We start from the raw sequence: 17,709 nt of genomic DNA on the forward strand, positions 1-17,709 counted from the left end.
GGGCCGTGGTTGTCCTCACACGGCCCGGAAACGAATTGGTCCCGGTCTTGCCCGGTCGCCCCCGTCAACCGGGGGCACGAAATCAATCAGATGCCCAGCATCTTCTTGATCTTGGCGGTGTCACCCGGGGCCATCTCGGCGTTGCCGGTGAGGCGACGCGTCAGCTTGGACGACTTGCGCTCGAGCAGGTGGCGCTTGCCGGCGCGCTCACGCAGCACCTTGCCGGAGCCGGTGATCTTGAAGCGCTTCTTGGCACCGCTGTGCGTCTTGTTCTTCGGCATCGCGCCGTTCTCTCCTCGTCAGTGGCGCTTCCGTCGCCGGTCCGTAAACCGGCAGGCGAAAGCGTCATGTGTATCGGTTGATGTCCAGGACGGTTGTCCCGGAATCAGGCCTCGGCGGGCTCCTCGGCGGAGTCCGCCGCAGGGGCGGACTGACCCTGGCGCTCCGCCTTGCGGGCGGCCTGCGCCTCGCGGGCCTCGGCCATCGCCTCGGTCTTCTTCTTGTGCGGACCGAGAACCATGATCATGTTGCGGCCGTCCTGCTTCGGGTTCGACTCGACGAAACCGAGGTCCTGGACGTCCTCCGCGAGCCGCTGCAGCAGCCGGTAGCCGAGCTCCGGCCGGGACTGCTCGCGACCACGGAACATGATCGTGATCTTGACCTTGTCGCCCTGCTTGAGGAACCGGACGACGTGACCCTTCTTGGTGTCATAGTCGTGCGGGTCGATCTTCGGCCGGAGCTTCATTTCCTTGATGACCGTGTGCGCCTGGTTCTTGCGCGCCTCACGGGCCTTCATGGCCGACTCGTACTTGAACTTGCCGTAGTCCATGAGCTTGCAGACCGGCGGCCGGGCCGAAGCCGCGACCTCGACCAAGTCCAGGTCGTACTCCTGCGCGAGCTCCAGGGCCTTGGCAAGCGGAACAATCCCGACCTGCTCGCCGCTGGGACCGACAAGTCGCACCTCGGGAACGCGAATCCGGTCGTTGATGCGGGGCTCGGTGCTGATGGATCCTCCTCGGTAGCACCACGCGGCCGTCTGGCGGACAGCCACGCAACGTCTGTTTCCTTGGACCAACCGCGCCGGTACATGAAAAATGCCCCGGACGGGACACAGGCGGGGCTCCGCGGAATACCGGAACACCGCCGCGGTCAACCGCGGGGCGCTGTTCGGACGGCTCCATCGTCCGTACGGAACGATGGGCGCCGCCTGACCGGTGACCCGCCGCCCGTGAGAGCGGCCAGGTGGGAGATCGGAGCCTCCACTTGTGGGTCGGGCACATGCGTGTCCGACCGGTCGTTACACAAGGTTAGCAGCTCCGGGCGGAAGGGGCTAACCGAGGCGGTACCGGTGGCGCGGGCCTCGCGGGTGCGCGGACCTCACGGAGCCTCGGGCCTCGCGGTTCGCCGCGCTACGGCCCGCGGCCCGAGCTCGGCGGGCCGCGGCACGCCGGGGCTCAGCCGAAGACCGGGCCCGTGTACTTCTCGCCCGGGCCCTGGCCCGGCTCGTCGGGCACGATCGACGCCTCGCGGAACGCCAGCTGCAGCGACTTCAGCCCGTCGCGCAGCGGCGCCGCGTGGAAGGAGCTGATCTCCGTGGCACCGGCGTCGAGCAGCCCGGCCAGCGCGTGCACCAGCTTGCGGGCCTCGTCCAGGTCCTTGTGCTTCTCGCCGTCCTCGGTGAGACCGAGCTTCACCGCGGCGGCGCTCATCAGGTTCACCGCGACCGTGACGATCACCTCGACGGCGGGGACCTCCGCGATGTCGCGGGTCATGGCGTCGAAGTCGGGAGACACATCGCCGGGGGTGTCAGGGGTGGGGGTCGCGTCACTCATGGAGCACACGATATGCGGTGGCCCCTACGGCCGTACGTACAGGGGCTCACCGGGAGGCACGGCCCCGGCCGGCAGCAGCGCCAGGTCGAGTCCCCTCACCAGGCGGGCCCTCAGCGTCTCGTCCGCCGCGAGCGCGCGGGCGACGCGCTGGGCCGCCTCGCCGGGGACCACGCCCGCGGCGAGGACGAGGGCGAGGGTGCCGTCGGCGGTGCCACGGCCGAGGTGGGCGCGGAGCACCGCGGGCTCGGCGGCGAGCACGGCCCGTACCGCGTCCGTGACGGCCGGGTCGGCCAGCGGGTCGGTGTTCGTGCGGCCCTCGGCGAGGGCGAGCAGCGCCCGGCCGGTCAGCTGGTACGGCACCGGGCCCGCCAGGTCCAGGACCAGGGTGTCCGCCTTCTCATGGGCGGCGGCTCGGAGCGCCTGGTGCAGCGGTACGGCGACGGGCCTGGCCTGCGGGTCCCACAGGGCCAGCGAGGCGATCGACGTGAAGGCCGGGAGCGCCCGCCGGTCCCCGGCGGTCAGCGTGGGCACGGCCATGTCGCTCGTCTTCTCGCGGCGCAAACCCTTCTCGTCCTCCTCGATCTCACCGAGCACGGCGACGACGGGGACGAGGAGCCGGGCGCTCCTGAGTGCTTCGAGTACCGGCTGCTCGGCGGTCCTGTCCTCGGCCCAGGCGGCGAGGGCCGCTTCCAGGGCCGGGTCGGCGGTGCCGTCGTCGTCGGAGAAACCGGAGTCGGGAATGTTCTTGAGCGCCACGCGACGAGCCTAACCTCCCCGGTATGAGTGCCTGTGTCTCGGTCGCCGTGCTCGATCCTGAGACCGGTCGGAGCGCGGTCCACGGCGCCGGGCGGTCGTACGTCAGCGCGAGCGTCGTGAAGGTCTCCATCCTGGCCGCGCTGCTGCTCCGGGCGGAGGACGAGGGGCGTGCGCTGAGCGGGCGAGAGCGGTCGTACGCGGAGGCGATGATCGAGCGGAGCGACAACGACGCGGCGACGGCGCTGTGGGAGACGGTCGGCGGGCCCTCCGGGCTGGACACCGCGCATGCCCGGCTGGGCCTCGTCGACACGCGGGCGGACCGGGCGTGGGGACTGACGCGGACCACGGCTCGGGACCAGCTCGCGCTGCTGCGCGTGGTGTTCGGCGGCGCCTTTCCGTACATGGAGCGGCTGATGGGCCGGGTCGTGCCGGGGCAGGACTGGGGGGTGTCGGCGGCCGGCGGGGACTGGGCGCTGAAGAACGGCTGGCTGCCGGAGCGGGACACCGGGCTGTGGGCGGTCCACTCGGTGGGGAGGGCCGGAGGACTGCTCCTCGCGGTGCTCTCCGACGGGCATCCGACACTGGCCGCGGGGATCGCGCGCGTGGAGGCGGAGGCACGCGCGGCGGCGGGGAGGCTGTGAGCCGCCCGTCCGCCGTCAGGTCCGGCGGCGGTCGCCGCGCCAGAGGACGACCGCCGCGGCGAGCAGGAGGGCGCCGAGGCCGCCGGTGACGGGGGCGAGCCAGCCGCCCGGGCCGTCGCCGGTGTCCGCGGCGGCCGGGCCGCTGCCGAAGTACCGCGCGCGATAGCCGGGGGCCGACGCGGCCTTCGCGTCGGCCGGGACCGGCTCGCCGCCCTCTTCGATCGCAGCGGCCGGGTCGACGATGCCGTACCCCTTGGCGTCGTCGCGTCCGCTCTTCGGGCCGCCGCGCGCGGTGTCCGCGAGAAGCCGCTTGATCCGGTCGGGGGTGAGGGCGGGGTGCGCGGCGCGTACGAGCGCGACGGCGCCGGAGACGAACGCCGATGCCGCACTCGTACCCCAGCCCTCGTAGTAGCGCCGGTCCGGGTCGGCGATGACGACATCGACGCCGGGGGCGCTGACCGTGGCGTACCAGCGGCGGGTGGAGAAGGACGCGTGGGTGCCGAAGCGGTCGACGGCGGCGACCGCGATGACGCCGGGGTAGGCCGCCGGGTACGAGATGTGGTCGCCCTTCTCGCCACCGTTGCCTGCGGACGCGACGACGACGGCGCCCTTGGCGAGGGCGTACTGGACCGCGGCGTCCTCGCTCGCGTCGGGGTGCGCGGACTCGCTGTCGTCGCCGAGGGAGAGGTTGATGACGTCGGCACCGTGGTCGGCGGCCCAGCGGATGCCCTGGGCGAGGGCGGTGCCGCGGGAGCTGCGGGCCTTGGCGCGGGCGGGATCGGTGCCTTCGAGGATCACCCGGATGGGAAGAATCTTCGCCTCCGGCGCGATCCCGAGGACCCCGTCCTCCCGCCCCGGGCCGTGCCCGTGCCCCGCGATGATCCCGGCCATCGCCGTGCCGTGCCGGGCCCAGGCCCGGTCGCCGCGCTTCGCCCCGAACCCGATGAGGTCCTTGGTCGGAAGCACGCTGCCCGTCAGGTCGGGGTGACTGTCGTCGACGCCCGTGTCGAGCACCGCGACGGTGATGCCCTTGCCCTTGGTGGTCTGCCACGCCTCGTCGGTGTGCATGGCGTCGAGCGCCCACTGACGGGCCCGGATCCCGTCGGCCTGCGCGGGCGCGGACGAGACGAGCGAGAGCGCGACGGCCGCGGCGACGGCCCCGGCCAGCCGCCGGGGCGTCGTGCGGCGGACGCGCAGAGGGTGAGCGGTCATTCGGGACGCTCCGGGGCCGGAGTGGCTGTCTTGCGCAGCGCACGTTCGATGCGGTCGGCGATGCCCTTGGCCTCGTGGCCGAGGCCCGCCTGGGCGGGGGCGGAGACAGCGCCGGAGGCCATCGCCTCCGCGGCGGGCTGCGGGTCGGTGACCGCGCGCCCGTCGGCGAAGCCGGAGACGGCGTACACGACGACCGGCGCGTCCGTGAGGACGCTGACCGTCCAGCTGGCCCGCTGCCTGTCGCCGAAGCCCGCGGCGACGGTGCCGGGGACCGCGTAGGTCCGGGGCAAGAGGTCGGTCCGCTCGTCCAGGCCCTCGTCGGCGAACCGGGTACGCAGGGCGGCCATCGAGGAGCGGTCCGCCTCCGTGAACACCATGCCGACCGTGGTGACCGCGGAGGACGTGGCGTCTGTGTACGTCGCCCGGAGCACGCGCAGGCAGCCGACCGGCTGAAGCGTCTTGCTCAGCAGCGGATCGAGCGCGCCCGCGCACGGGCCGTCCGGGGCGACCGCTGTCCGGGTCCAGACCCGGTCCGCGCCGCCGGGCCCCGCGCCCTCGCCCTTGAGGGTGCGCGGGAACAGGCTGTCGACGGGGGCGCTGTGCCAGAGGGCGCGGGTCTCGGCGTAGCCCGTACGGGCGGCCGGTGAGGCGGACGAGTCGCCGGTGAGCCAACTCCCGGTGACCGCGCCGCCGATCAGCCCGAGCCCGAGGACGACGCAGGCCACGGCCGCGGCGGTCCGCGCGGGGTGGCGGGTACGGATCGGCCGCAGGCGTGTGGTGATCTCCGTGGGCGTCTCGGGGAAGGCGTTCACGTACGGCCGGGGCGGCACGCCGGGGTACGGCGTGCGTGCACCGGGGAACCCTGGCTGCGCGCCGGGGGGCGTCCACGTCCGGGCGGAGCCTGCCGTCCCGGCCCCGGGCCGCTGCTCCGGCGGGAGGGGAGCCGCGGGCGGCCGTCCCGGCGGGAGGGGAGCCGCAGGCGCCGCGGCGGAGTCCGGGTGCGCGGACGACGGCCCGACGCGCGGCGGATCCGACGGGCGCGGAGGTATGGCTGCCGCGGCCCTGGGCGCCGGTCCTGCCGAGCCGCCCTCGGGCACCGGCGACGGCGGTGCGAGGCGCCCGGATTCCGGGGCGTGGGGGCGCTGCCCGGGTACTCCCTGCCCCGCGCGCGGCGGGTCCTCCGGCGGCAGGGGCCCGGCGCCCGTACCGGACGCGGCCGCCGCGGACGTGGGTGGCGGGCCGGCCGGGCGCGGAGGCACGGCCCGGGTCGCCGGACCGCCCGGGCGACGGACCGGTGCGTCGTCCGGCTTGGCGGCCGGTGCGTCCGGCATGGCGGCCGGTGCGTCGTCCGGCATGTCGTCCGGCGCGGAGACGGCCCCCTGCGGTGCGTGCGGTATCCGGGGGGTCCGGGGCGCTTGCGGTACCTGGGCTCCAGGGGATGCGGGAACGCTCCCCGACGCCCGCCGGTCCGGCACGGCCCCCGTGTCCGACGCGGCGTCGGCGGCCCCGGCTCGCGATGCACCGGGGTCCGCCGGGCGCGAGCCGGGCACAGTGGGCGTGGCCTGCGGTGCGGGAGTGGCGTCCGTGATCGGGCGCAGCCGGGTCGTCGTCTCGGCGGGCGTGGGCGGCGGCACCGGACCGTCCGGCTGGAGCAGTAGTTCCGTGATCCGGGACGGGCGCGGCGGCACTGGCGGGCGCTGCGCTTCGGTGCTCATCCGCCCCCCCCGTTTCCTCGGTCTCGTATCGCCGCCGGATCGCCTTTCGGGGCAGGCCCGTTCGTCACCGTGTCTGCGTCACTCTACGGGTTCGAGTACGCCGAACGGGAACGGGACCGCAGGCCCCGGGGGATCTGTAGCAGAACGTCCCCCTACCCTCCGGTAGATCACTCTGGCAAGCTCGGGCCATGACTCCCCGTGCCGCTGACCGAACCCGGTACGACCGGGCCACCGCGCATCTCGACGCACCCCTCGCCATCGTCGATCTCACGGCGTTCGACGCCAACGCGGACGACCTGGTCCGGCGGGCGGGCGGCAAGCCGATCCGGGTGGCGAGCAAGTCCGTGCGCTGTCGTGCGCTGCTGGAACGGGTCCTGGCCAGGGACGGGTTCGAGGGCATCATGTCGTTCACGCTGGACGAGTCGATCTGGCTGGCCCGGGCCGGCTTCGAGGACGTACTGCTCGCCTATCCGTCGGCCGACCGCGCAGGCTTCGCGGAACTGGCCGGGGACGCCAAGCTCGCCGGGGCCGTGACGGTGATGGTCGACGACCCCGCGCAGCTGGAGCTGATCGACCGGGCACGCGACGGCGGCACGGAGGAGATCCGGGTCTGTCTGGAGCTGGACACCGCACTGCACCTGCTGGGTGGCCGGTTCCGGATCGGGGCGCGGCGCTCGCCGCTCCGGGAGCCCGCACAGCTGGCCGAACTGGCTCGTACGATCGTGCGCCGCCCCGGCTTCCGGCTGGTGGGGCTGATGGCCTACGAGGGTCATGTGGCGGGTGTCGGGGACGCCGTGGCGGGGAGCCCGCTGCGATCGCGGGCGATCCGGCTGACGCAGTCCGCGGCCCGCCGGGAACTGGCGGAGCGGCGCGCGGCCGCGGTGCGCGCGGTGCGGGCCGTGGCGCCGGACCTCGAGTTCGTCAACGGCGGCGGCACGGGCAGCGTGCAGCACACGGCGGCCGAGGACGCGGTGACGGAGATCGCGGCCGGATCGGGCCTCTACCTACCGAGGCTGTTCGACAACTACACGTCGTTCAGCGGGCGGCCCGCCGCGCTGTTCGCCCAGCCGGTGGTGCGCCGCCCGGGCGTCGGTGTGGTGACCGTGCTCGGCGGCGGCTACCCGGCGTCCGGCGCCGCGGGCACGGACCGGCTGCCGGTGCCGTATCTGCCGCACGGGCTGCGGTACGACCCGCAGGAGGGGCCGGGCGAGGTGCAGACCCCGCTGCTGGGCTCCCCGGCGGACGATCTGCTCATCGGGGACAAGGTCTGGTTCCGGCACGCGAAGGCCGGGGAGCTGTGCGAGCGGTTCGACTCGCTGCATCTGATCGACGGGGACCGGGTGACGGTGACCGTGCCGACGTACCGGGGCGAGGGCCGCACGTTTCTCTGACCTCTGGCCGGCGCGGGCGGGCAGCGGTCGTCGCGCGCGGCGGCGCCACGGCTACGGCTACGGCTACGGCTACGGCTACGGCTACGGCTACGACCACAGCTACGGGCTGACCGTGGAGCCGACTCCCCCGGAGACGTCACCGAGCGGGCGGATGCCCTTGATGATCTTGTCCATGTCACTGAGCGGCGGGGCGTCGGGGCCCGCGTCGAAGGCGAACCGGACGATGATCAGCGACTCGGAGCCGACGGCCGAGGGAAAGACCAGGGACTGGACGTAACCGCCGGGGCCCGCGCCGGTCCTCACCTCGCCAGCGCACGAAATGCCCCGTGCGCCCGGCGACGACCACGGACTTCGACGCGACGGTCTCGTGGCTCTTGATACCGCCGTGGATGCGGTTGCCGACGCGGTCGTTGTCGTACGCCCAGTCGGCGGCGATGCCCACGTCCTGGGTGGCGAGCTTCTCGGGCGACTTCACGTTGGTGATCGTCGCCGTACGGGAGGAGACCGTGCCGTGGTGGCAGAACTGGGCGGAGTCGCCGGGGCATGTGTAGGACTCGGCCGTCACCATGGCCGGTGCCGTGTCGACGTGGGAGTCGGACTTCTCCCAGCCGGCCAGGAGGGGCAGGGTGATCCCGTTGAGCTGGTCGACGAGGACGTTCGGGTCCGAGGACGCCGTCGGGGCGGGCTTCGGGCTTTTCCCGGTGGCCGGGGGCAGCGGCGCGGCGACGCTCTCCGAGGACTGCGGCCGGGTGGTCTCCTCGTCGTCCTTGCCGAGTACCACGACTCCGGTGACGATCGCACCCACGAGGACCGCGCCTGCGGTGATGAGCGCGACGAGCCCGCCCTTGCCGATGCCGTCGCCGCCGGTTCCGCCGCCGCCGGTTCCGTGGCCGCCGGTTCCGTGGCCGTGGCCAGGTGCGGGAGCCATGGACACGGCGCCGGGGGCCCGGGTGTGCCCGGTCCAGGCAGTGCCGTCCCACCAGCGTTCGATGGTCGGGGTACCTGGATCCGGGTACCAGCCCGGCGGGGTCGTCATGCTCATCCGGCAACCTTAGGGGCGGCCGGCGGACGGGCTACAGAGGGGTGACGTACGCACCCGAAATACCCCCGTCGACCAGAAAGTCCGTCGCGTTGACGAACGACGAGTCGTCGCTGGCGAGGAACGCCACGGCCGCCGCGATCTCCTCGGCGTCGGCGAAGCGGCCCACGGGGATGTGCACGAGCCGCCGCGCCGCCCGCTCCGGGTCCTTGGCGAACAGCTCCTGGAGCAGCGGGGTGTTGACCGGCCCCGGGCAGAGCGCGTTGACCCGGATGCCCTCGCGGGCGAACTGCACACCCAGTTCACGGGACATGGCCAGCACACCGCCCTTGGACGCCGTGTAGGAGATCTGCGAGGTCGCCGCGCCCATCCGCGCCACGAACGACGCGGTGTTGATGATGGAGCCCTTGCCCTGCCGCTGCATGTAGGGGATGGCCGCCTTGCAACACAGGTACACGGAGGTGAGGTTGACTTCCTGGACCCGCTTCCAGGCGTCCAGGCCCGTCTCCAGGATCGAGTCGTCGTCGGGGGGCGAGATACCCGCGTTGTTGAAGGCGATGTCGACGCTGCCGTAGGTGTCGAAGGCGGTCCTGAACAGCGCCTCGACCTGCTCGGCGTCGGTGACGTCGACCTTCACGAAGGTCCCGCCGACCTCGTCGGCCGCCGACTTGCCCGCGGTCTCGTCGATGTCCCCGCAGACAACGTTCGCTCCCTCGGAGGCGAGGCGGCGCGCGGTTGCCAGGCCGATGCCGCTGCCGGCGCCGGTGATGACGGCGGTGCGGCCCACGAGGCGGCGGCAGACAGCTGTGGTGTCGGTCATGTGGTTCAGGCCTCCGTGCTGATGAAGACGTTCTTGGTCTCGGTGAAAGCGGTGAGGGCGTCGGGGCCGAGTTCGCGGCCGAGGCCGGACTGCTTGTAGCCGCCGAACGGGGTCCAGTAGCGGACGCTGGAGTGGGAGTTGACGGACAGGTTGCCCGCGGCGACCGCGCCGGAGACGCGCAGGGCGCGACCGACGTCCCGGGTCCAGATAGAGCCTGAGAGTCCGTACTCGGTGGCGTTGGCCAGGCGTACGGCGTCGTCCTCGTCGTCGAAGGGGAGAACGACGGCGACGGGGCCGAAGACCTCTTCGGTGGCGATGGGGGCGTCGGGTGCTGCGCCCGTGACGAGGGTCGGCGGGAACCAGAAGCCCGGTCCCTCGGGGGCGCTGCCGCGGACCACGGCAAGGTCATCGGTGACATATGACCGTACGCGGTCCAGTTGCGTCCGCGAGATGAGCGGCCCCATCTGTGTGCTCTCGTCCGCCGGGTCGCCCACCACGACCGATTTCAGGGCCGGGGCGAGCCGGTCCAGGAAATCGTCGTACACGGAGCGCTGGACGAGGATGCGGGTGCGGGCGCAGCAGTCCTGGCCGCTGTTGTCGAGGAACGACATGGGGGCGGCCGCGGCCGCGGCTTCGATGTCGGCGTCGGCGAAGACGATGTTGGGGCTCTTGCCGCCGAGTTCGAGGGTCACACGCTTCACGCGCTCCGCGCAGAGCGACATGATCTGCTTACCGATCCGGGTGGAGCCGGTGAACACGATCTTTGCGACGCCTGGGTGGCGTACGAGCGCGTCGCCCGCGATGTCGCCGCGTCCGGGCAGCACCTGGAACAGCCCCTCCGGAAGGCCTGCTTCCAGGGCGAGTCCGGCGAGCCGCAGAGCCGTGAGCGGCGTCGTCTCGGCGGGCTTGAGGATGACCGCATTGCCGGCGGCGAGCGCCGGGGCCGTGCCCCAGGCGGCGATCGGCATGGGGAAGTTCCATGGCGCGATGACGCCGATGACGCCGAGCGGTTCGAGGATCGTGAGGTCGAGACCGCCGGGTACGGGGATCTGGCGGCCGGTGAGCCGTTCCACTCCCCCGGCGGCGTAGTCGAGCAGGTCACGGACGTTGCCGGCTTCCCAGCGGGCGTTGCCGATGGTGTGGCCGGCCTCGCGGACCTCCAGTCCCGCCAGTTCCTCGATGTGGTCGTCGACGACGGCGGCGAAGCGGCGCAGCAGCCGGGCGCGGTCGGCGGGGGCCGCGGCCGCCCAGCCGCGCTGGGCGTGTGCGGCCCGTTCGACGGCGGCGTCGACGTCCTGTCGCCCGGCGCCGGGGACGGTGGCGATGACTTCCTCGGTGGCCGGGTTCAGCACATCGAGTTCGTACGGTTGCGACAAGTGGTGCCTCACATGCGTTCGAAGGAGCGGCGGAGCTCCCAGTCGGTCACCGCGGCGTCGAAGGCTTCGAGTTCGACCCGCGCCATGTTGCGGTAGTGGGCGACGACCTCGTCGCCGAACGCGGCCTTGGCGATGGGGCTGTTCTCCCACAGCTCGGCGGCCTCGCGGAGGGTGGTCGGGACGTGTGCGTAGTCGGCGGTGTAGGCGTTGCCCGCGCAGACCTCGGGGAGTTCCAGCTGCTGCTCGATGCCGTACAGCCCGGCCGCGACCAGTCCGGCGACGGCGAGGTGCGGGTTGACGTCACCGCCGGGGAGCCGGTTCTCGAAGCGCATCGAGCGGCCGTGGCCGACGACGCGCAGCGCACAGGTGCGGTTGTCGAAGCCCCAGGCGACGGCGGTGGGGGCGAAGGAGCCGGGCTGGAAGCGCTTGTACGAGTTGATGTTCGGCGCGTAGAGCAGGGAGAAGTCGCGCAGCGCGGCGAGCTGGCCGGCGAGGAAGTGCCGCATGACCTGTGACATTCCATGCTCATGACCGTTCCCGTCGCCGGCCATGGCGTTACGCCCGTCCGCGTCGGCGAGCGAGAGGTGGATGTGGCAGGAGTTACCCTCGCGCTCGTTGTACTTGGCCATGAAGGTGAGGGAGACGCCTTCCTGGGCGGCGATCTCCTTGGCACCGGTCTTGTAGACGGCGTGCTGGTCGCAGGTGACGAGGGCCTCGTCATACTTGAAGGCGATCTCGTGCTGGCCGGGGTTGCACTCGCCCTTGGCGGACTCGACGGTCAGTCCGGCCGCGGCCATGTCGTTGCGGATCCGGCGCAGCAGCGGCTCGATGCGGCCGGTGCCGAGCACCGAGTAGTCGATGTTGTACTGGTTGGCCGGGGTGAGGCCGCGGTAGTCGCGGTCCCAGGCCTGCTCGTACGTGTCCTTGAAGACGATGAATTCGAGTTCGGTGCCGACCTGGGCGGTGTAGCCGTGCTCGGCGAGACGCTCCAGCTGGCGGCGGAGGATCTGCCGGGGGGCGGCCACGACGGGCGCGCCGTCGTTCCAGGCGAGGTCGGCGATCAGCATCGCCGTTCCCTCGTTCCAGGGGACGCGCCGCAGGGTGGCGAGGTCGGGGTGCATGGCGAAGTCGCCGTAGCCGCGGTCCCAGGAGGACATCTCGTAGCCGTCCACCGTGTTCATCTCGGTGTCGACGGCGAGGAGGTAGTTGCAGCCCTCGGTGCCGTGCTCCAGGACCTCGTCGAGGAAGAACGGCGCGGCGAACCGCTTGCCCTGGAGCCTCCCCTGCATGTCGGGGAAGGCCAGGACTACCGTGTCGATCTCACCGCTCGCGACGAGGGCTCTCAGTTCCTCGACGCTCAGCGGGGGTGTGCGGTCTGCCACGGGATCTGCCTCCTAAGGTCAGCCGGGAGCCATAAGGTATTGCCGAAGACCATTGCTTGGGAAGGGGAAACCGCAACGTGGCGCTGTGTCTTTCCGGGGAGGCGCTGCGTACACAGCGGCTTCGCCGCGGGCCGGACCCCCGGCCGAGAAGCACGCCAGCAGGGTTGGACGGACTGCGATCGCGAGGTGGATCCAAGTGAGGAAAAGCGAGCCGGAGGACCGGCTGACGTCCGTGCTGCGGCCGGTACGAGCGGGCAACGGCTTCGAGGAGGCCCTGGAGCAGATCCTCCAGGTGGTACGGCTCGGACTGGTGCCCGGTGGGGAGCGGCTGCCCGCCGAGCGCGAACTGGCCGACCGGATGGGGATCAGCCGCGTCACGCTCCGCGAGGTGCTGAAGGTGCTCCAGGAGGAGGGGCTGGTGGAGAGCCGGCGCGGCCGCTACGGCGGCACGTTCGTCCTGCACCGGCCGCGTACCGCCGGCGAGGACGAGCTGCGCCGCCGTATCGCGGCGGTCGATGTCGAGGACACGCTCCGCTTCCGCGAGGTGCTCGAGGTGGGCGCCGCCGGGCTGTGCGCGGCGCACGGCCTCACCGACGACGGCGCCGACCGGCTGCGCACGGCCCTGGCGGCGACGCACGACGCGCCCCTCGACGACTACCGGCGGTGCGACACACTGCTGCATCTCACCCTCGCGGAGCTCTCCGGTTCCCCCACCCTGACCACGCAGTACGCGGCCGTCCGGGCAACCGTGAACGATCTTCTGGACTGCATTCCGCTGCTCGTACGCAATCTCGAGCACTCGCAGCAGCAGCACGTCGCACTGGTGGAGGCGGTGCTCGACGGGGACGCCGACGCGGCGCGCGAGGTGATGCGTGAGCACTGCTCGGGCACGGCGGCGCTGCTGCGCGGCTTCCTCACGTGATCCAGCTGCCCGCAGCCGTGACCCGCGGCCGCGCCGCGCCACCGCACCGCACCGCACCGCACCGCACCGCACCGCACCGCAGGGCACCACACCGCACCGGCGTAACCCGAAAGTAACGCACGGGTCTTGCATTTCCCCCGCGCACACCGCAAAGGTATGGCTCCATTCCATTGGGCCCGACGCGGGAGCTCTGCCATGACGCTGGAAGACACCACCGGGAGCAACACACCACCGCCGGACGACTATCTCGAGCGCCGCACTCTGCGGCGCGGCAGCGCAGGATGGCTGCTGCTCACCGGGCTCGGTGTCGCCTACGTCGTCTCCGGCGACTTCTCGGGCTGGAACATCGGCCTGTCCAAGGGCGGCTTCGGCGGTCTCGCCGCGGCGACCGTGCTCATGGGGCTGATGTACGCCTGCCTCGTCTTCGCGCTCGCCGAACTCTCCGCGATCCTGCCGACGGCGGGCGGCGGCTACGGCTTCGCGCGCCGCGCGCTCGGTACCTGGGGCGGCTTCCTCACCGGTACGGCGATCCTCATCGAGTACATCCTCGCTCCCGCCGCCATCTCCATCTTCATCGGCGACTACGTCGAATCGCTCGGGCTGTTCGGTCTGGAGTCGGGCTGGCCGGTCTATCTCGCCTGCTTCGCGGTGTTCATCGGCATCCACCTGTGGGGCGTGGGCGAGGCACTGCGCTTCAGCCTCGTCGTCACCGCCATCGCCGTGGCCGCGCTGCTGATCTTCGCGCTCGGCGCGCTCACCGACTTCCAGGTCGGCGGCCTCGACGACATCCCGGTCGACAAGGAGGCCTTCGGCGCCAACTCGTGGCTGCCGTTCGGCCTGCTGGGCATCTGGGCGGCGTTCCCGTTCGGCATGTGGTTCTTCCTCGGCGTCGAGGGTGTGCCGCTCGCCGCCGAGGAGGCCAAGGACCCGGTCCGCTCCATGCCGAGGGCGCTCGCCGTCTCGATGGGCATCCTCGTCCTGCTCGCCGTTCTCACGTTCTTCGCGTCCACCGGGGCGCGTGGCTCGGCCGCCATCCAGGAAGCCGGCAACCCGCTGGTCGTGGCGTTGCAGGGCGACGGCGACCCGACCGCGCTGAGCCGCTTCGTCAACTACGCGGGCCTCGCGGGCCTCGTGGCGTCGTTCTTCTCGCTGATCTACGCCGGGTCGCGACAGCTGTTCGCCCTGTCCAGGGCCGGCTACCTGCCCCGCTTCCTCTCCCTGACCAGCCGCCGCAAGTCTCCCTACCTGGGGCTGCTGATCCCCGGCGCGATCGGCTTCGCGCTCGCGGCCGGCACCGGGGACGGGGCGCGGATGCTGAACATCGCCGTGTTCGGCGCGACCATCTCGTACGCGCTGATGGCGCTGTCCCACATCGTGCTGCGGCGCCGGGAGCCGGAGCTGCCGCGGCCGTACCGCACCCCGGGCGGCGTGGTGACCTCGTCCGTCGCCTTCGTCCTCGCGCTGTCCGCGCTGGTGGCGACCTTCCTGGTGGACAAGGACGCGGCCGTCATCGCCCTGGTGGTGTACGGCGTCGCCCTCGCGTACTTCGCCTTCTACAGTCGGCACCACCTGGTGGCCCGTGCGCCGGAAGAGGAGTTCGCGGCGCTCGCCGCCGCCGAGGCCGAGCTCGAACGCGACTGACTCCCCGTCGACAGCCGAACCGGAGGAACCCCACCGTGACCCTGCCGCTCATCGGCGTCAGCACCTACCTGGACAAGGCCTCGTGGGGCGTGTGGCAGCTGCCCGCCGTACTGCTGCCCGAGGGCTATCCGCGCCTCGTCCAGTCGGCGGGCGGTATCGCCGCGATGCTTCCGCCCGACGACCCCGGGCGCGCCGCGTCCGCGGTCGCCCGGCTGGACGGGCTCGTCGTCGCCGGCGGCCCGGATGTGGAGCCCGTACGGTACGGGGCCGAGACCGACCCGCGCACCGGGCCCCCGGCGCGGGAGCGGGACGCGTGGGAGCTCGCCCTGATCGAGGCGGCGCTCGCGTCCGGGACGCCGCTGCTCGGGATCTGCCGGGGCATGCAGCTTCTGAACGTGGCCCTGGGCGGCACGCTCGTCCAGCATCTCGAAGGGCATGTGAAGGAGACCGGGGTCTTCGGACACCACCCGGTGACCCCGGTGCCGGGGACGCGGTACGCCGCCCTCGTGCCGGAGGAGTCCTCGGTGCCGACGTACCACCACCAGTCGGTGGACCGCCTCGGGGAGGGGCTCGTCGTCTCGGCCCACGCGGCGGACGGGACGGTGGAGGCGGTCGAGCTCCCGGACCCCGCCTGGGTGCTGGGCGTCCAGTGGCACCCGGAGATGGGCGAGGACACGCGTGTCATGCGGGGGCTGGTGCGGGCGGCGTCCTGACGGGGCGCCGGCCGGGCGCGACACCGGCCGCGGCACCGGGGCGACACCGGCCGCGGCACCGCACTGCGTGTCGCCCGAATGCGGCATCCGCGAGCTGATCACCCGTCTGCACGGCCCGATGTGCAGACGGGACGGGCCCCCGCCCGCCTAGGCTCGGTCACCCACGGATGGACGTCGCTTTCCGCTGCCCGGTATCGGCAGGCCCACCTCATTCCACCGGAGGAGACGCAATGTCGCGCGGCTTCGGCAGGACCCGCTGGAAGCGTTTCGCCGCCGTCCTGGTACTGAGCAGCACGGTCGCCGCGCTTCTCGGTATCGGCATGGCCCAAGGTGCGCTCGCCGCGTCGTTCCTCATCTCCGGCCGGAAGTTCCAGGTCACGGCGGACACTCTGGACGCCCGTGGGCTCAGCATCTACGGCATGGTGGACGTGACCAGGAAGGGCACCCTTGTGCCGGTCGTGGTCAACGGGTTCCGCCATGCGAAGATCAGCGGGCTGTGCCAGTCCGTGGTGGTCCAGATCCCGGTCCTGGGCCCGTACACACTGCGGCTCTCCGGTGGCGAGAAGCGCCGGGCCGTGGCGAAGAACCTGTTCATCGACGCGACGTCCGTGTCGGTCGGCCAGGCGGACCTCGACGACCTCGACATCGGTGTGGCGATCGGCTCGGTCACCAAGGGCCCGATCAATTCCGAGGACCGGGACTCCCGGTTCCTGGACCCCGACGGCATCGCCCAGCAGGCGGAGTCGGTTTCCCTGACCGACGTGCGGGTGACCGCGGTCGCGCTCTCGGCCGCCACGTTCAACATCCCCGACCTCAGTCTGCGCGTGGAGCGCGGCAACCGCGAGTGCCCCTGAGATGGGAACGAGACGTGATCCTTGATCTCTTCGGCATCAGACGCCCGGAAGTCCCCGCGGCAGTCGCCGGCGCCCGACGGAGGTTCAGGACGTGGCGTCGTCAACGGCCTTTCTGGGCAGGGCTGTTCACGCTCGCCGCGGGCCTGCCCATCATCTATTTCCCTTACGTGCGCCTGAGCCTGAGCGGCATCCCCCTGGCGCTGTCCACCACCGCGGGCGCGGGGGCACTGGTCATCGGGGTCCTGCTCGTCGTCCTGGGCTTCGCCCTCTGGTTCCAGCAGCAGGGGCGCGTGTTCGCCGGGATCACGACCCTGCTGCTGACTCTCGTCTCCTTCCCCGTAGCGAATTTCGGGGGCCTCTTCCTCGGTCTGCTCCTCGGGCTCGTCGGCGGCTCACTGGCCTGTGCCTGGGCCCCGCCCACCGGTCAGGCCCCGAGCGACCGGCCGCCGTCTACCCCGGGCCCGTCCGGCGTGTGAGCGAGAGCAGATCGCGTGCCGGGCCCGTGGGCCGGTGACCGTGGGGCCAGACCGCGCGCAGATCACGGTGCAGCTGGACGGTTTCGAGCGGGATGCGGACCAGCCGGCGGGAGGCCAGCTCCTCGGTGACGGCGAGTTCGCTGAGGACCGCGGGCCCGGCGCCGCTGACCGCCGCCGCCTTCACCGCGGTGGTGGAGGCGAGTTCGAGCAGCGGCTCGGCGAGGCCGCCGTAGTCGGCGAGGGCCGAGTCGAGGACCTGACGGGTGCCCGAGCCGCGTTCACGCAGTACGAGGGAGGTCGCGGCCAGCTCCTCGGGCGGCAGCGGGGCGCGGCGGCGCGCCCAGGGGTGGCGGGCGGCGGCCACCACGATCAGCCGGTCGTGGCCGATGACCGCGCCGTCGAGTCCCTCCGGCACGGCGAGGCCCTCGACGAAGCCGAGGTCGGCCTCGTCCCGCAGGAGTCGTTCGGCGACCGCCGCCGAGTTGCCGGCGAGCAGGGAGACGGCAGTGCCGGGGCGCTCCTGGCGCAGGGCGATGAGCCAGCCGGGGAGCAGGTATTCGGCGATGGTCATGCTCGCGGCCACCCGCAGCCGGGAGTCGCGCCGGTCGCGCAGTGCCTGCGCGCCGACGTCGAACGCCTCGGCCGCCTCCACGATCCGCCGCGCCCAGTCGGTGACGAGGGCGCCCGCCTCGGTGAGCCGGGAGCCGCGCGGCGAGCGGTCCACGAGGGCGACGCCGAGCTGCCGTTCCATGGACCGGATACGGCTGCTCGCGGCGGGCTGGGTGATGCCCAGCTCGCGGGCCGCACGCCCCAGACTGCCGTGCCGGGCGACGGCGAGCAGCAGCTCCAGGGCGGCCAGGTCGGGCACCCGGTGGGCGATCGGCCCTCGTTCTTCTTCGCTCATAAGTCCAGCTTATGAGGCCATAGGAGAGAGGTCCC

Annotated in this window: 18 protein-coding genes; 7 read left to right on the top strand and 11 right to left on the bottom strand. The window is 72.4% G+C overall.

Annotation, left to right across the window (positions count from 1 at the left end; translation table 11 throughout):
* Nucleotides 1-86 precede the first annotated feature (86 nt).
* The 4 genes from rpmI to AC0699_RS01150 form a co-directional block, all read right to left on the bottom strand.
* Nucleotides 87-281, bottom strand: coding sequence for a 50S ribosomal protein L35 (gene rpmI, locus AC0699_RS01135; protein WP_478654108.1), 195 nt, complete (start codon nt 279-281; stop codon nt 87-89).
* 104 nt (nt 282-385) lie between these two features.
* Nucleotides 386-1,051: a translation initiation factor IF-3 gene (gene infC / locus AC0699_RS01140; protein WP_478654110.1), complete on the bottom strand. Its 666-nt coding sequence runs from the start codon at nt 1,049-1,051 to the stop codon at nt 386-388.
* A 403-nt stretch (nt 1,052-1,454) separates the two neighbouring features.
* On the bottom strand, nt 1,455-1,832 hold the full coding sequence (locus AC0699_RS01145) for a DUF1844 domain-containing protein (protein WP_453668890.1): 378 nt from the start codon (nt 1,830-1,832) through the stop codon (nt 1,455-1,457).
* A gap of 24 nt (nt 1,833-1,856) precedes the next feature.
* Nucleotides 1,857-2,588, bottom strand: coding sequence for an SseB family protein (locus AC0699_RS01150; RefSeq protein ID WP_478654112.1), 732 nt, complete (start codon nt 2,586-2,588; stop codon nt 1,857-1,859).
* A 23-nt stretch (nt 2,589-2,611) separates the two neighbouring features.
* Between AC0699_RS01150 and AC0699_RS01155 the strand changes: the two genes are divergently transcribed.
* Nucleotides 2,612-3,229 carry a serine hydrolase gene (locus AC0699_RS01155; protein ID WP_478654114.1) on the top strand — a complete coding sequence of 206 codons (618 nt, stop codon included), beginning with the start codon at nt 2,612-2,614 and terminating at the stop codon, nt 3,227-3,229.
* 15 nt (nt 3,230-3,244) lie between these two features.
* On the opposite strand, the gene mycP is transcribed toward AC0699_RS01155, so the two are convergent.
* Nucleotides 3,245-4,441, bottom strand: coding sequence for a type VII secretion-associated serine protease mycosin (mycP, locus tag AC0699_RS01160; protein ID WP_478654117.1), 1,197 nt, complete (start codon nt 4,439-4,441; stop codon nt 3,245-3,247).
* Nucleotides 4,438-6,156, bottom strand: a complete 1,719-nt coding sequence (locus AC0699_RS01165; protein ID WP_478654119.1) for a hypothetical protein — start codon at nt 6,154-6,156, stop codon at nt 4,438-4,440. The genes mycP and AC0699_RS01165 overlap by 4 nt, the downstream gene beginning before the upstream one ends.
* 188 nt (nt 6,157-6,344) lie before the next feature.
* Between AC0699_RS01165 and AC0699_RS01170 the strand changes: the two genes are divergently transcribed.
* Nucleotides 6,345-7,547: an amino acid deaminase/aldolase gene (locus AC0699_RS01170; protein WP_478654122.1), complete on the top strand. Its 1,203-nt coding sequence runs from the start codon at nt 6,345-6,347 to the stop codon at nt 7,545-7,547.
* Between the two features lie 175 nt (nt 7,548-7,722).
* On the opposite strand, the gene AC0699_RS01175 is transcribed toward AC0699_RS01170, so the two are convergent.
* From AC0699_RS01175 to AC0699_RS01190, 4 genes are read right to left on the bottom strand one after another with little or no spacing between them, the layout of a single operon-like run.
* Nucleotides 7,723-8,589: a DUF2510 domain-containing protein gene (locus AC0699_RS01175; protein ID WP_478654124.1), complete on the bottom strand. Its 867-nt coding sequence runs from the start codon at nt 8,587-8,589 to the stop codon at nt 7,723-7,725.
* Nucleotides 8,590-8,620: 31 nt separating this feature from the next.
* Nucleotides 8,621-9,406 carry a 3-oxoacyl-ACP reductase gene (locus AC0699_RS01180; protein WP_478654126.1) on the bottom strand — a complete coding sequence of 262 codons (786 nt, stop codon included), beginning with the start codon at nt 9,404-9,406 and terminating at the stop codon, nt 8,621-8,623.
* 5 nt (nt 9,407-9,411) lie between these two features.
* A complete protein-coding gene (locus AC0699_RS01185; RefSeq protein ID WP_478654128.1) occupies nt 9,412-10,782 on the bottom strand; it encodes an aldehyde dehydrogenase family protein in 1,371 nt (456 codons plus the stop codon).
* 8 nt (nt 10,783-10,790) lie between these two features.
* Nucleotides 10,791-12,164, bottom strand: coding sequence for a glutamine synthetase family protein (locus tag AC0699_RS01190; RefSeq protein ID WP_478654130.1), 1,374 nt, complete (start codon nt 12,162-12,164; stop codon nt 10,791-10,793).
* Nucleotides 12,165-12,360: 196 nt separating this feature from the next.
* On the opposite strand from AC0699_RS01190, the gene AC0699_RS01195 reads away from it, so the two are divergent.
* From AC0699_RS01195 to AC0699_RS01215, 5 genes are all read left to right on the top strand, one after another.
* Nucleotides 12,361-13,086, top strand: a complete 726-nt coding sequence (locus AC0699_RS01195) for a FadR/GntR family transcriptional regulator (RefSeq protein ID WP_478654133.1) — start codon at nt 12,361-12,363, stop codon at nt 13,084-13,086.
* Nucleotides 13,087-13,281: 195 nt separating this feature from the next.
* A complete protein-coding gene (eat, locus tag AC0699_RS01200; RefSeq protein WP_478654136.1) occupies nt 13,282-14,727 on the top strand; it encodes an ethanolamine permease in 1,446 nt (481 codons plus the stop codon).
* 35 nt (nt 14,728-14,762) lie between these two features.
* Complete coding sequence (locus AC0699_RS01205; protein ID WP_478654139.1) at nt 14,763-15,440, top strand: gamma-glutamyl-gamma-aminobutyrate hydrolase family protein; 678 nt, start codon at nt 14,763-14,765, stop codon at nt 15,438-15,440.
* 230 nt (nt 15,441-15,670) lie between these two features.
* Entirely contained in the window at nt 15,671-16,294 is a 624-nt protein-coding gene (locus AC0699_RS01210) for a DUF6230 family protein (RefSeq protein WP_478654142.1), read from the top strand.
* Nucleotides 16,295-16,308: 14 nt separating this feature from the next.
* The gene (locus AC0699_RS01215; RefSeq protein ID WP_478654144.1) at nt 16,309-16,770 is read left to right on the top strand and encodes a DUF6114 domain-containing protein; all 462 of its coding nucleotides are present in this window, start codon (nt 16,309-16,311) and stop codon (nt 16,768-16,770) included.
* On the opposite strand, the gene AC0699_RS01220 is transcribed toward AC0699_RS01215, so the two are convergent.
* On the bottom strand, nt 16,745-17,674 hold the full coding sequence (locus AC0699_RS01220) for a LysR family transcriptional regulator (protein ID WP_478654146.1): 930 nt from the start codon (nt 17,672-17,674) through the stop codon (nt 16,745-16,747). The two genes, AC0699_RS01215 and AC0699_RS01220, sit on opposite strands and share 26 nt — an antisense overlap.
* Between the last annotated feature and the right edge of the window lie 35 nt (nt 17,675-17,709).

Source organism: Streptomyces sp. NPDC043870, from assembly GCF_056435785.1.

Bases quoted from the DNA above. Each gene is read 5' to 3' on its own strand.
- mycP (WP_478654117.1), bottom strand. From the start codon at position 4,441: ATGACCGCTCACCCTCTGCGCGTCCGCCGCACGACGCCCCGGCGGCTG.
- AC0699_RS01165 (WP_478654119.1), bottom strand. From the start codon at position 6,156: ATGAGCACCGAAGCGCAGCGCCCGCCAGTGCCGCCGCGCCCGTCCCGG.
- AC0699_RS01175 (WP_478654124.1), bottom strand. From the start codon at position 8,589: ATGAGCATGACGACCCCGCCGGGCTGGTACCCGGATCCAGGTACCCCG.
- eat (WP_478654136.1), top strand. From the start codon at position 13,282: ATGACGCTGGAAGACACCACCGGGAGCAACACACCACCGCCGGACGAC.
- AC0699_RS01180 (WP_478654126.1), bottom strand. From the start codon at position 9,406: ATGACCGACACCACAGCTGTCTGCCGCCGCCTCGTGGGCCGCACCGCC.
- AC0699_RS01145 (WP_453668890.1), bottom strand. From the start codon at position 1,832: ATGAGTGACGCGACCCCCACCCCTGACACCCCCGGCGATGTGTCTCCC.
- rpmI (WP_478654108.1), bottom strand. From the start codon at position 281: ATGCCGAAGAACAAGACGCACAGCGGTGCCAAGAAGCGCTTCAAGATC.
- AC0699_RS01155 (WP_478654114.1), top strand. From the start codon at position 2,612: ATGAGTGCCTGTGTCTCGGTCGCCGTGCTCGATCCTGAGACCGGTCGG.
- AC0699_RS01220 (WP_478654146.1), bottom strand. From the start codon at position 17,674: ATGAGCGAAGAAGAACGAGGGCCGATCGCCCACCGGGTGCCCGACCTG.
- AC0699_RS01170 (WP_478654122.1), top strand. From the start codon at position 6,345: ATGACTCCCCGTGCCGCTGACCGAACCCGGTACGACCGGGCCACCGCG.
- AC0699_RS01210 (WP_478654142.1), top strand. From the start codon at position 15,671: ATGTCGCGCGGCTTCGGCAGGACCCGCTGGAAGCGTTTCGCCGCCGTC.